This window comes from Maridesulfovibrio salexigens DSM 2638, from assembly GCF_000023445.1.
Taxonomy (GTDB): domain Bacteria; phylum Desulfobacterota; class Desulfovibrionia; order Desulfovibrionales; family Desulfovibrionaceae; genus Maridesulfovibrio; species Maridesulfovibrio salexigens.
In genome coordinates this window covers 731,914-745,800 of record NC_012881.1, presented here as the reverse complement: position 1 = coordinate 745,800, position 13,887 = coordinate 731,914, and the positions used below count along the sequence as shown (strand labels likewise).

The following is a 13,887-nucleotide window of genomic DNA, read 5'->3' as shown; positions in this document are numbered from 1 at the left end:
GGGATTCAGTGAACTAAAGGCATGGAGTTCTTTTCCGACCCCGATCACGGAAAAGTAAGCAGCAAAAGTTTAACAGGGGAAATCAAAAATGATGATGGATTACATGGAAATTGAAAACGACGGTCAGGCCAGAATCAAGGTTATCGGTTGTGGTGGTGGTGGCGGTAACGCTATCAACAACATGATTCAGTCCGCACTCTCCGGTGTGCGCTTCATCGTAGCTAACACCGATGCACAGGACATCAACAAATCTCTGGCTGAGTACAAAATTCAGCTCGGCGACAAACTGACCAAAGGCCTCGGCGCTGGCGCAAACCCCGACGTGGGTAAAAATGCAGCTCTCGAATCCATTGACCAGATCCGCGAACTGGTCAGCGATTGCGACATGGTCTTCGTAACTGCCGGTATGGGCGGCGGAACCGGTACCGGTGCTGCTCCCGTTATCGCTGAAGTTGCCAAGGAAGCAGGTGCACTGACCGTTGCCGTTGTAACCAAACCTTTCTATTTCGAAGGCAAGCGCAGACTGCTGCAGGCAGAAAAAGGTATTGAGGAACTCAAGAAGGTGGTTGACTCCATCATCACCATTCCCAACGACCGTCTGCTCCAGCTTGCCGCCAAAAAAGCAGCTTTCTCTGAAATGCTGAAAAAAGCTGACGAAGTACTCTACTACGGCGTCAAGGGTATCGCCGACCTGATCACCGTTCACGGTCTGATCAACCTTGACTTCGCCGATGTACAGGCTGTTATGTCCAGCTCCGGTCTCGCCCTCATGGGTACCGGTATCGCACGCGGAGAAAACAGGGCACGTGAAGCAGCAATGAAAGCTATCACCAGCCCGCTGCTTGAAGATGTTTCAATCGAAGGCGCAAAAGGCGTGCTCATCAACATCACCTGCTCCCCTGACATGACCATTGATGAAGTCAGCGAAGCAGCCAACATCATCTACGAAGAAGCACACGAGGAAGCACAGATCTTCTTCGGTACTGTTTTCGATGCTGAAGTCGGCGATGAAATGCGCATCACCGTTATTGCTACCGGAATCGACAGCGCAGTTGAACAGACCGTTACCCCGCCTGTTGAACAGCAGTCTTTCGGTCAGCCCCAGCGCCCTAACCTCACTCCCAGAGGCATGGCCCCCAAGAGCAAGGAAACCACCAACGTTCATCAGATGGGCAGCGCCCACGCTGAAGAAGACCGCTCCATCCCCGCTTACCTGCGCCACACCGCAAGCAAGCCCGCTGAAGCGGCAGGTACCCGTGAGCCTGTACAGCTCAAGCCCAAACAGGCTGCCAACTCCGGTGGAGAAGAATTCATCTTCCATGATGACGATGATTTCGAAGTTCCGACCTTCATTCGCAAGCAGGCTGATTAAGACAATATAACGCCTGATATACTTGCGATGATTATAAACCGGAAACAGTACGGGCCAAACGGTCCGCACCGGGGATAACCCATGTCCGTGAAAGAGGAATTCTTCTACTACGGAAAGGAAGAACCCTCGCCCGAGGAAACAGGAGGCCGTCTGCCCACGGCTCTTGTATTCCCCGGACGGAAGGGGTCTGCACTCTCAACCTTAGGTTGGCAGGCTGTCTATCGTCTGCTGGCTCCGGACGCGGAGCTTGCGGTAGAGCGATTCTTCCTTGGCGAACCGGGACAACCGTCTGTTTCCATGGACAGTGACAAAGAACTGTCCGAGTTTCCCCTGATCGGCTTCAGCATCAACTTTGAGGAGGAGTACCTCCATCTGGTCAGGATGCTGAAAGATTCGGGCGTTCCGCCACTGGCGGCGGAACGCCCGGACTTCCCGCTGGTCATGGGCGGAGGTCCGGTGGCCTTCCTCAATCCCGCACCCATCGCGCCCTTTTTCGACTTCTTCTGGGTAGGAGAAGCTGAAGCGGGATTGAAGGACCTGTGTCTCGAACTGAAGCAGCATATTTATGACGGGGGAAGCAAAAAAGAATTTCTGGATCTGATCAAAGACCGGGACGGCGTCTACGTTCCCGGCATGACCAAGGGTCAGGTCCGCAGGGCAGTGCTACCGCCGGGTCCGGTTTCAGAAGGCCACGGAGTGCCTCTTCTGAGCGATCCTGCATATTCCTGTTTTATCAGCCCGGAAGCGGTCTTCAAGGACATGTTCCTTGTCGAGGTCAACCGGGGCTGTCCGTATGGATGCAGATTCTGCGCTGCCGGATACATCTACCGCCCGCCACGCCACGCATCTATTGACCAGCTCAAGAAGATTGTGGAGCTTGCCGATCCGCCCAAAGTCGGTCTGGTAGGCACAGCCCTTACCGACTGGCCCGACCTGCTTCCATACATTGAATGGCTCAAAAAAAGGAAAACCAAATTTTCCCTCTCATCTGTTCGCGCTGACGGACTTACCGAGGAATTGCTGGATATCCTGCGCGCAGCAGGAGTCCGCACTGTGACTCTTGCACTGGAAGGAGCCAGCAGGCGGCTTCGTGATGCGGCCAGTAAAAACCTTGAGGAAGAAGACTTCCTGCGCGCGGTGGAACTCTGCGCCGCCAAGGGTGTCAACCACTTGCGGGTATACGTAATTGTGGGCTGGCCCGGTGAAACTGCTGCGGACTACGATGAACTGGCTCTCATGCTTGAGAAGATAGATGAGGCCCGCAAACGTGGTCAGGGTAAGAAGAAAAAACAATTCATGCGCATAACCTTCGGTGCCAGTTGCCTTGTTCCCAAACCGTGGACTCCGCTGCAGTGGGCTGCAATGCCGTCTGAAAAAGAACTCAAGGACGTTCTTTCCAAAGTCAAAGGACTAACTAAAAAATATAAGGGCATTGCCTTTTCCGGCGACAATCCATTTCAGGCCCGATTGCAAGGCATACTTTCCCGTGGTGACGAATCACTGGCTGAATTCATCAGCTATGCTGCGGAAAACGGAGGCTGGAAAAAAGCATCCAAATTTTTCAAAGGCGATGTAAACCGTTTTATCGACCAAGAACTTGACAAAGATTCCCCCCTGCCTTGGGACTTCATCAATACCGGTGTAAAAAAAGCATACCTCTGGCGTGAATGGCAGCGATTTCAGAAAGCAGAAAAAACTCCGGTCTGTCCCCCTGACGGATGCGCAGAATGCAAAAGCTGCGGCATGCATCAATGGCTTGAAGAGCTTTAATCCCTGATTGCACTTTTGTGCAATCAGGTTGCACAAATCACTATATCTTCCACTCATAAGCAACTGACCAAAACTGCTACCTATTGAAATAACTCTCCTTGTACGACAATTGCATACTACTGCGGTATAGAATTTTAAAGGAGTGTTTTTCATGAAAAAAATGATTTTACTTTTGGCTTTTCTGCTTCTGCCTGCAAACGGATTTGCAGGAATGGAAATTGGGGATAAGGAACTGAGCATCCCGATCAATGAAGTAAATGACGGTCAGGCCCATTATTACTCAGTAAATCTTGACGGAAAAGAGATCCGTTTTTTTGTAGTCCGCAGCAAAGATGGAATTATCAGAGCTGCTTTCGATGCATGTGATGTCTGCTATCGCTCAAAAAAAGGATACTCACAGCAAGGTGACTTCATGGTTTGCAACAATTGCGGCATGCGCTTCCACTCTACACGTATCAACGTGGTCAAAGGTGGTTGCAACCCTTCTCCGCTGGCAAGAGAAACCAAAGATGATAAGCTGGTAATTTCTCTGGATGCGGTCAGATCCGGGGCCATGTACTTCTAAGGAGCGCGCATGAATCTTTTTACTATTCCCCTGCGTAACCTTGGCCGACGTCCTTTACGTACCATTCTTCTATGCGCAGTGTTCACTGTGGGCGTCATGTCTGTGGTTTCCATCCAGTTGCTCTCTACAGTTGTTGGCAACAGCCTTGAAGAGAAAATGAGTAAATTCGGGGCCAACATTCTGATTACCCCGAAAACAGAATCACTGTCCGTAAGTTATGGAGGACTCGATCTCGGAAATGTAGCTTACGGATCTCATGAATTGCAGGGAACGCCTGTACTTAAAGCTGTTCGCGGTATTGAACTGAAGGAGCGCCTCAGTGCTGTAGCCCCCAAATTCGCCGCCATTTCCAAAGTTAAAGGACAACAGGTGGCGGTTGTCGGGGTCAGCATGGCCGATGAATTAAATATTAAAACCCATTGGTACCCTCTGGGCCGTTTTCCTGAAAAACAAAATGAAATTGTTATCGGTATCAATGCCGCCAGCAAGCTGGGAATAAACCCCGGCGATGCCCTTGAAATAGAAGGAAACAAGCTCCTAACTGCAGGTATTCTTGATCCCACCGGAACCGAAGACGATAATGTAATCTTTATGGATATTGACCTGCTGCGCAACAGCGTAGGCCGTCCCGGAGCAGTACATTTCATTGAAGTTGCCGCCCTTTGCGCCGGATGCCCCATTGATGAAATCGTACAGCAAATCGTCAAGGCGGTACCGGGCGCAGAAGTTAAAGCACTTCAGCATGTTGTAAAACAACGCATGTCTGCCATCAACTTTGTAAACCAGATGGCTTGGACCGTAAGCGGAGTGATTCTCCTCACTGCCTGCTTCATGATCGGTCTCTCCATATTCTCGGCAGTAAATGAACGTAAAACAGAAATCGGGCTTATGCGCTCGCTGGGATTTTCAACAGGATCGGTGTTTTCAATATTCTGCCTTGAGGCACTGCTTATGGGCTGCATTTCGGGAATTCTTGGTTATCTGGGCGGATACTTTGCCAGTGGTGAAATCCTCAAGAACCTGAACATGGGTGAAGCTGAAATTGCTTTTGATCCACTGGCCTTCGGGATCACCTTCCTTGCCGTGGCTGGGCTGGCTGTCCTTTCCGCTACCATCCCCTCAATACGTGCCACACGCGTTGATCCCTCTAGAACCCTTGTTTCACTGTAAGGATTTAATATGCTTAAGACAGAATCAATCAGCCATAGCTATGGTGAAGGGTCCGCAGCTGTAACAGTTCTGGACAATGTATCAATTGATATACCTGAAGGTGGATTCACCTCAATTGTCGGCCGGTCAGGTTCCGGCAAATCAACCTTGCTAAGCGTCATATCGAGCCTGCTTAAACCTGAGCAGGGTCAGGTTTATTTCAAGGAAAAAGAAATCACAAATCTACCCGGTTCTGAAATCGACAGACTTAGAAAGGAAGAATTCTCCATTATCTTCCAGTCTCACCATTTGCTGCCTTATCTCACTGCCCATGAGAATGTGCTACTGCCCTTTCTGGACAGGCTGGCACCGGCGAACAAAGAACTGTTGGAACGTGGAAGGGAATGCCTTGAACGCGTGGGACTTGCGGGCAAGGAAGACCGTCTTCCCGGACAGTTGTCAGGAGGAGAGCAACAGCGAGTCGCCATTGCGAGGGCTCTGGTAAAGTCACCGTCCATACTCTTTGCTGATGAACCTTGCGGCAGTCTGGATAAATCAACAGGCAATGAGATCATAGAAATACTTCACAAGCTCAATAAGGAAGGACTGACCATCGCGATGGTCACCCATGATCGGGTCCATGCCAGCATGGCTAAAGACACAATAGAGCTGGAGGACGGTAAAACTATTTAGAAACATTAAGTTTCCTAAGTGCAATTTAACATTTAATCTGCACTTTTTGTGCACGTATGCGCAATTCATTGCATAAGTGTTTTCAGACTGCTCAGGAAGGAAATTAAACCTTAATTCAAGCAACTTAAGCGGTTAGTAACTTTGGCACGGGCCATGCTTTAGGAGAATTACGAGACAGCAATAATTCATCCAAGTAAGGAGAGAACTATGAAAAAGAAAATCGTGATTCCCGTAGTCGCAATTATGGTTATGGCCATGGCCGGAACAGCAATGGCCCGAGGCGGATACCACGGCGGCGAACATAACGGATACAATAACGGTCCCCGCCAGATCTTTGAGCAGCTGACCCCGGAAAAACAGAAAGAAGTGGAAACCATCTTCCAAAAACATCAGGACGAATTCCAGACCATTAAAAGTCAGATGTGGGCAAAACGCACCGAACTGAATGCGCTCGTGGATTCCGGTAAAGCCGACCAAAAAACAATCAGCAAGCTGGTTAAGGAAATGGTCGACTTGAGAACCAAGGCCTACAACCTCCGCAAGCAGGTCAATAATGAAATTCAGACAGCCACCGGAATTGAAATGCCTATGCGGGGATTCGGCGGCGGTCGCAACTTTGATGACGACGGTCCCCGTAAAGGCCATAGACACAACAATGATTACAGAGGGTGTTGGAACTCATAAGCTAGATAAATAACCCCAAACAAGATCCTACGCATAAACAGAACACTCCATCCATCCCCTTTGACGAAAAGAGGCCCCCTCCCCGGGCCTCTTTTTTATTTTCTTTAATACCTCCAAAATTAAGCGACTCCCGCCCTGAATCCCCACATGCAGGTTTGCAGGTAAACCTGCACCTTTTGTGCAATATGATGCACAAAAACTTTGCACTAAAACAGTATCGCAAACTTGCACAAACATACTAAACACATGTTTTAAAACAACTTTTACTTTTGGCACAGCACGTGCTTTATGGTAGACTGAGAGGGCAACAACTTTTAACCGCATCAGGAGATCATATGAAGAGAAAAACTCTGATTCCGCTGATCGTTGTGCTGGTTCTGGCAGTAGCATCTGTCGCCATGGCACGAAACGGTTACCGGAACGCTGGTTACCACAACGGTAACTGGGCTGCATATGAGCAGCTGACACCTGAAAAGCAAAAACAGGTTCAGGACATCATCAAAAAATACGAATCCACATTTCAAACCCTGAAAAGCGAACAGTGGGCAAAACACACTGAACTCAAAGCTCTGGTGGATTCCGGCAAAGCCGATAAAGATACCATCCATGCTCTGGTAAAAGAACTTTCCGATGTACGTGACAAGCTTTACACCGAGCACAACAAGATGGCCGCTGAAATAGAAAAAGAAACCGGTCTGTCATTCCCCCCCATGGGGCAAGGATACGGTAAAGGCGGCAGAGGCTGCGGTAATTATCAGCAGGGATGTCCCGGCGGTAGCGGTAACTGCGGAAACTTCAAGCAGATGAATTGCCCCGGCGGCAATTGCTACTAAATCCTTTAAATAACGTTCATCTACACTTAATTACAGGAAAACGGGTAAAAAGGAGGGCTATAAGGTCCTCCTTTTTTTATTAAATTCACTTCCATATTCAGGATAGTTTACGTTAGTAATATCAGTACAAATCATAGGAGAATCTCATGTTTAGAAAAACAACATCCCTGACCAGTTTCTTTTCCTTTATTGTCCTGATCATTACCAGCGTCATCCTGTACATCGTACCGCAGGGCCGTGTAGCCTATTGGGCGGATTGGAGCATGCTCGGCCTCAGTAAAGAGCAATGGGGCGATATCCACATCTGCACCGGAGCACTTTTCCTTGTTGTCTCTATCCTGCACATCTGGCTGAACTGGAAGCCCATTCTCGCTTACCTTAAAAAGAAAGCCGGTGAATCAAACTTTACCTCCCCAGCTTTTTTTATCAGCCTGACTATCACGCTGTTCGTGGCTTTCGGAACTCTGGCAGGCTTGCCTCCCATGAAGCAGGTGCTCGAATTCAGTCAGGATTTTAAAGCTATGGGTGAAGCCAAATACGGTATACCGCCATATGGCCACGCGGAACTCAGTCCGCTTAATATTTTCTGCAAACGCATGGGGCTTGATCTTGATAAGGCAGCAGCATCCATCAAAAATGCAGGCATAGAACTGGAATCTACCAAAGAAAGTATCAAATCCATTGCCAATAAAGCGGGACTGACTCCTAAGGAACTTCATGAAATTATCCTCAAGGACCAACCCGGAAAAGAGAATTCTGTAAAAAAAGAGACATCCAGTGCTCCCAACAAACAATCTCCTTCCCACTCTGCGGGAGCCGGAATCGGTCGTATGAGTGTAGAAGCGTACTGTGCAAAGTTTAATCTTGACCTGAATACAGCACTGGGAATTTTGCGCGAAAAAGGTGTGATTGTTGACAAAGACACCCCCATCAAGGAAATTGCAGGCGCACTGGGACTCGAATCTCCTCGGGCCATCGGTGAACTGCTCAATCCTTAAACATAATCGGATTCAATGGAATTAAGCTCACAGAAATCACATAAGCTGCCTCTTGCTCTGGCTCTGCTGGCCCTGATCCTTCTAGGAGCCGGAAGTTTGTACCTTACATGGCACAACTTGCGCCAGATGCATCAGACCGTGTTTGAACATATGCTGCTTTCCGCACGTTCCATTGCCCGTGGTCTGGATATACAGCTGGTCGAAGGAGCTCGGCGCATGCGCTCTCCGGGCATGCATAATCGACGCATGCCCCAGCAATTGATCCCGGATGCGCGTGAGCTATTTAAAGAGATGGTTGCCGAGGGCGATTTGCTCTACATCGCGCTCTACGGACCGGACCGCAAGCCGATACTGGTGGTGGAACAGGCTGATGATGATTCTACAGTCTATACGCCGCCGCCAGGTCTTTTCGATATGATCACCCAGATGCGTGAATCCAGTACTCCGGTGATGATTGAAGGAAAGGCTGCCCTTCTGTACGGCACAATGGGCCAGCCAATCCTGCAACGTCTATACGGTCATAAAAGACGAGGCTTCATGCCTCCGCAAGATAAAGAGACCTTTCTACTGCTGGGCTTAAGTGCTGAGAAACACCTGCGCCAGTTTAACCAGTACCGCCGTGCTGCACTGCTGCAAACCGGTTATATATTCCTTGCAGGACTGGTCCTCTGGCTGCTTGCCGTGGCCTATTTTCAGCGCAGGGAACAAGGTAAAAAGCTGACCCGCATGGAGCGGTTTCAAGCAAACCTGCTGGACAATATGCCGGACGGTTTGCTGACCATTTCACCTCAGGGCGGAATTCTTTCAGCTAACGGTTCCGCTCATAAGCTGCTGCAATGCCAAAGCGATGAAGTTCTTGTGGGCAAGAACTGGAATGATTTCAATTACGAATCCCTACAGGATTTCAAACGGGACAACGTGATCTGGGAGCATATCCGGCTAGGAGGCAAAAACCTTGAGCTTATTTTCCTACCCTACTTTGAGAGTAGAAAAGATCAACGGACGATGATCATAATCCGTGACCGCACCGATATTGCCGGACTGGAAGAAGATCTTCACGAAGCGCGCAGACTGGCTTCCATCGGCTCCCTCGCTGCAGGTGTAGCCCATGAGATACGAAATCCCCTGAGCTCCCTGCGTGGATTCGCACAGCTATTTGCTGACAAATTTAAAGAAGAGCAGCCCTACGGTACATATGCGACCACAATGCTCACCGAAGCAGACCGGTTAAACAGGGTGGTAACAGACCTGCTGTATCTGTCCAAACCCCATGAATTGAATCCTGAAATTATGGACCTGCGTGAAATATGCGAAACCATGCAGACACTCATGGGTTTTGATCTTGAACATAAGGGCACACGGCTACAAACCGAACTTAATGTTGAGCAGGTTTATGCCGACCCGGACGGAATCAAACAAGTTCTGCTTAACCTGCTGGTCAACAGCCTGGATGCTGTTCCGGATACTAACGGCACTATTTCCATTGTTGCCGAAGGCACCGAACACGGAGTTTGGCTAAGCGTCTGCGACAACGGTCCGGGTATGCCTGAAGATATCCGTAAACACGCCCTTGAACCGTTTTTCACCGACAAGCCCAAAGGAACTGGTTTAGGGCTTGCTATAGTCAACACAATCATGCGCGGCCACAATGGTCGGGTAACCATCTCCGCACCGGATCTGCCCGGTCCTCTGGATGGAACTTGCGTAATGCTCTTTTTCCCGGCACCGCGTGATGAAGGATCAGAATAATGAACGCCATAGGAAAGAATGTACTCATAGTTGACGATGAACCGTCACTGCGCCTGCTTATCCGGGCTGTACTGGAAAGTGACGGCTGGAATGTGCATGAAGCCCAGTCCGGCGAACAGGCCCTTGAAATGCTTCCCGGACTGACATTAAATGCAGCCCTGATCGACATGCGTATGGAAGGGATGGACGGTATGGCCCTGCTCAAGGAGCTTAATACCATAATGCCCGGTCTGCCGGTTATCATGCTCACTGCCTACGGCAACGTGAACTCAGCAGTTATCGCCATGAAACATGGCGCATTCGACTATCTGACCAAACCAGCAGACAACGAAGAGCTCAAGGCCGTTTTAGCCAAAGCTCTTGATTACTCCAGACTGGTGGATGAAAACGAAAAGCTCAAGTCCGCCGCCGGAGCAACAGAGCAAATGATCGGCAGCTCGCAGGGTATGCTCAACGTGAAGGATCTCATTGAACAGGCCGGACCTTCTGAAGCGACCATCCTCGTACTGGGTGAATCCGGTACAGGTAAAGAACTGGTTGCTGAAGGATTGCACAGGGCAAGCCAGCGCGCCGACAAACCTCTGGTCAAAGTCAACTGTGCGGCACTGCCTGCGGATCTGCTTGAAAGTGAACTTTTCGGCTATATGAAAGGAGCATTTACCGGGGCCAATGCCAACAAACCCGGACGTTTCCAGCTCGCTTCCGGCGGCACCCTCTTCCTTGATGAAATCGGGGAAATGGATCCGGTGCTGCAAGCAAAAATTTTGCGGGCTTTGCAGGAAAAAGTAGTTGAACCGTTAGGTAGCGTTTCCCCGGTGGAAACTGATGTACGCATCATTGCCGCGACCAACCGCGACCTGAAAAAGGAAGTTGAAAAAGGGAATTTCCGCGAGGATCTTTACTATCGGTTAAGCGTCCTTGAAATCCGCATACCACCGCTGAGAGAACGTGTTGGCGACCTGCCTTCACTGGTAGCTTATCTGCTGGAAAAGCTTGGCCGTAAGAATAATAAAAAAGTACGTTCAGTCAGCCCTTCCTTTCTGGATGCGCTCGGTCGTTACGACTGGCCCGGAAACGTCCGTGAACTGGAAAACGTACTTGAGCGGGCCATCATTTTGAGCCGCAGTGAAGTCTTGGGGCCGGAACTGCTGCCTCCGCAGGTGATTAATCCCGCTCCAAGGCAGGCATCACCGGAAGCGGCACCATCAACGCAACCGACTCAACAGACTCAACAGGCTGCGCCCACTGCGACCGGAACCCCCACTCTTGATGATGCGGAACGTCAGGCCCTTATAGCCGCCCTTGAAGCCAACCAGCATCATCGCGAAAGGACCGCTGAGGCTCTCGGAATCAGCCGCAGGACTCTTCAGTACAAACTGAAAAAATATGGCCTGACCCGCAGGTAGAATTAGTCACAACTATAAGCTCTTTAAGCCCGGAAATTTTCATTTCCGGGCTTTTTTTATCAATTATGGCAATTATCCATGATTATCCCCATTCTCATGCCCTTAGCCCCGGCAATACATTCTCAGCTCAGCTCAACTTCCATACGTTGCTGAATGAGCTTAATAACCATAGCTTATAAACAAAAATCAATCTTATTTGACATAGGCTCATATTTTATCTACCCTTAAAATTCGAGCTTCATAATTTTTGAACTTGAAACAAAGACGGCTTACCCTATTTTAACCAAGCCGCAACAATCGACAGATGTGAGCTTTTACTTCGCCTAAAATCAGATTATACAAACTGCACTTTCGCAAAGTAAAAACAATACTTTTCAAAAACAACATCAAACACAACTACAACAAACGCACACTGCATAGAAAAATGCATTCCAAACAAGATTACTACATAAAACCGACCGGCACGCCCGTTCAAGAAATCAACCCCAATTCCGCACCGGAAAAAATCCCCCTCCTCTCCTCTTCTCTCACCACCACCGCTTCCAATTAATTTTTACTGTCCTCAATTGGCTTGGGGAACAGTGTTTAGTTTTACTTAACGGAGAAGACATGGAAAAAATCAGAGTCGAAAACCTCTATAAAATCTTTGGCAACGCCCCGAAGAAAATCATCCCTATGCTTGAGCAGGGTGACACTAAAGATGAAATTATGGAAAAAACAAAACACGGTGTAGGCGTAAACAACGCCTCATTCAGTGTTGAAGAAGGTGAGATCGTTGTGGTCATGGGCCTTTCCGGTAGCGGAAAGTCCACCCTTGTCCGCTGCATCAACAGGCTAATTGATCCCACTGGCGGGAAAATATTCATCGATGGTGAGGACATCACCACCCTGAGCAAAAGCAAATTGCGCAAAGTTCGCCTTGAAAAGCTCGGAATGGTTTTCCAGAACTTCGCCCTTTTCCCACATCGTACTGTCCTCAAAAACACAGAATACGGACTGGAAATAGCCGACACCGACGCGGAAACACGTAAACAGAAGGCCATGGAAGCCCTTGAGCTGGTTGGACTTGCCGGCTGGGAAAATTCTTATCCCGACCAGCTTTCCGGCGGCATGCGCCAGAGGGTCGGACTGGCCCGAGCTCTGGCTCTTGACCCGGACATCCTGCTCATGGATGAGGCTTTCAGCGCCCTTGACCCGCTCATCCGCCGCGACATGCAGGACGAACTGATCAACCTGCAAGAGCGCATGCACAAAACAATTGTCTTCATCAGCCACGACCTTGACGAAGCACTCAAGCTCGGCGACCGCATTGTGCTCATGAAAGACGGTGAAATTGTACAGGTCGGCACTCCTGAGGAAATCCTCACCGAGCCTGCAACAGAATACGTGCGCCGCTTTGTTGAGGATGTTGATATAACCAAAGTCCTCACCGCAGAATCAGTCATGAAAAAGATCGATGCCGTGGCCTACCTGAAAACCGATGGCCCCCGCGCCTCCCTGCGCAAAATGCGTAAGAACAACATCTCCAATCTCTTTGTCCTTGACGAGAAACACAAATTGATCGGCATGCTCAATGCCGGGGACTGCGCCAAGCTTGTGGAAGAAGGCGGAAAGGACATCAGGACAATCATGCACACCGACCTGCAAGCAGTTGACCTGGAATGCCCGGCTCAGGAATTATTCAACATCATGCAGGACAGAACGCTTCCCTTGCCGGTTATCAATTCAGAAAAAAAACTGAAGGGTGTCATTGTCCGCGGCACACTGATCGGTGCCCTTGCTGAAAGAGGAGGCAATTAGAATGAATGTCCCACGCATTCCCATCGGGGAAGTAATCGAATCGTCAATTGATTTTCTGGTGGAACATTTTTCATTTGCCACCAAAGCTTTTTCCGCAGTGCTTGAAGCAGGACTGGATGTGGTCGAAGGAACCATGAAAGCCTGCCCGCCGTGGCTGTTCATATTCATTGTGGCTGCTATCACTCTGCGGCTGACCAAAAGCAAAAGAACCACAATATTTTCCATCGCCGGACTCTTGCTGATCTGGAATATCGGTTTATGGAAAGCCACTGTCAGCACCATCGCACTGGTCATTGTTTCAACCCTGCTGGCACTGCTGTTCGGTATACCCATCGGCATTCTGGCTGCCATGAACAAACATGTGAATAAAATTGTCATGCCCGTGCTGGATGTGATGCAGACCATGCCCGCTTTTGTATACCTTATCCCGGCTATTCCATTCTTCGGGCTGGGCAAGGTAGCCGCAATCTTCTCAACAATCATATTTGCCATGCCACCATCAATCCGGCTGACCTGCCTAGGAATCAAACAGGTCCCGGAAGAACTGGTGGAGTGTGCCGAGGCTTTCGGCTCCAACCGCTGGCAGAGACTCTTTAAACTCGAACTTCCCATCGCCACTCCGACCATTATGGCCGGGGTCAACCAGACAGTCATGCTGGCTCTCTCCATGGTTGTTATCGCAGCTATGATCGGAGCCAAAGGACTTGGTGGCGAAGTCTGGAAAGCTATCCAGAGACTGCAGATGGGTAAAGGATTCGAGGCAGGAATCGGGATCGTTATCGTGGCCATGATCATGGACCGCGTACTTCAAAACATTGGGTCCGGCAAAAAGAAATAGCCGGAGCCGAAACTGAATCGGGAGACTACA

Annotated in this window: 12 protein-coding genes; all 12 read left to right on the top strand. The window is 49.5% G+C overall.

Annotation, left to right across the window (positions count from 1 at the left end):
* Window positions 1–94: 94 nt before the first annotated feature.
* The 12 genes from ftsZ (at window position 95) to DESAL_RS03385 (ending at window position 13,857) form a co-directional block, all read left to right on the top strand.
* Window positions 95–1,372, top strand: coding sequence for a cell division protein FtsZ (ftsZ, locus tag DESAL_RS03440; protein ID WP_041722093.1), 1,278 nt, complete (start codon window positions 95–97; stop codon window positions 1,370–1,372).
* Between the two features lie 81 nt (window positions 1,373–1,453).
* Window positions 1,454–3,142: a radical SAM protein gene (locus DESAL_RS03435; RefSeq protein ID WP_015850570.1), complete on the top strand. Its 1,689-nt coding sequence runs from the start codon at window positions 1,454–1,456 to the stop codon at window positions 3,140–3,142.
* Between the two features lie 151 nt (window positions 3,143–3,293).
* Window positions 3,294–3,707: a DUF2318 domain-containing protein gene (locus tag DESAL_RS03430; protein WP_015850569.1), complete on the top strand. Its 414-nt coding sequence runs from the start codon at window positions 3,294–3,296 to the stop codon at window positions 3,705–3,707.
* 9 nt (window positions 3,708–3,716) lie between these two features.
* Complete coding sequence (locus DESAL_RS03425) at window positions 3,717–4,877, top strand: ABC transporter permease (protein ID WP_015850568.1); 1,161 nt, start codon at window positions 3,717–3,719, stop codon at window positions 4,875–4,877.
* Between the two features lie 9 nt (window positions 4,878–4,886).
* Entirely contained in the window at window positions 4,887–5,549 is a 663-nt protein-coding gene (locus DESAL_RS03420; protein WP_015850567.1) for an ABC transporter ATP-binding protein, read from the top strand.
* A gap of 207 nt (window positions 5,550–5,756) precedes the next feature.
* Window positions 5,757–6,233: a Spy/CpxP family protein refolding chaperone gene (locus tag DESAL_RS03415; RefSeq protein ID WP_015850566.1), complete on the top strand. Its 477-nt coding sequence runs from the start codon at window positions 5,757–5,759 to the stop codon at window positions 6,231–6,233.
* A 335-nt stretch (window positions 6,234–6,568) separates the two neighbouring features.
* Window positions 6,569–7,066, top strand: coding sequence for a periplasmic heavy metal sensor (locus DESAL_RS03410; protein WP_015850565.1), 498 nt, complete (start codon window positions 6,569–6,571; stop codon window positions 7,064–7,066).
* Window positions 7,067–7,212: 146 nt separating this feature from the next.
* Complete coding sequence (locus DESAL_RS03405; RefSeq protein WP_015850564.1) at window positions 7,213–8,064, top strand: DUF4405 domain-containing protein; 852 nt, start codon at window positions 7,213–7,215, stop codon at window positions 8,062–8,064.
* A 15-nt stretch (window positions 8,065–8,079) separates the two neighbouring features.
* Window positions 8,080–9,813 carry a two-component system sensor histidine kinase NtrB gene (locus DESAL_RS03400; protein WP_015850563.1) on the top strand — a complete coding sequence of 578 codons (1,734 nt, stop codon included), beginning with the start codon at window positions 8,080–8,082 and terminating at the stop codon, window positions 9,811–9,813.
* Window positions 9,813–11,219, top strand: coding sequence for a sigma-54-dependent transcriptional regulator (locus DESAL_RS03395; RefSeq protein ID WP_015850562.1), 1,407 nt, complete (start codon window positions 9,813–9,815; stop codon window positions 11,217–11,219). Before DESAL_RS03400 ends, DESAL_RS03395 begins: the two co-directional genes overlap by 1 nt.
* A 609-nt stretch (window positions 11,220–11,828) precedes the next feature.
* On the top strand, window positions 11,829–13,019 hold the full coding sequence (locus DESAL_RS03390) for a quaternary amine ABC transporter ATP-binding protein (protein WP_015850561.1): 1,191 nt from the start codon (window positions 11,829–11,831) through the stop codon (window positions 13,017–13,019).
* 1 nt (window position 13,020) lies between these two features.
* On the top strand, window positions 13,021–13,857 hold the full coding sequence (locus tag DESAL_RS03385) for an ABC transporter permease (RefSeq protein WP_015850560.1): 837 nt from the start codon (window positions 13,021–13,023) through the stop codon (window positions 13,855–13,857).
* Window positions 13,858–13,887 lie beyond the last annotated feature (30 nt).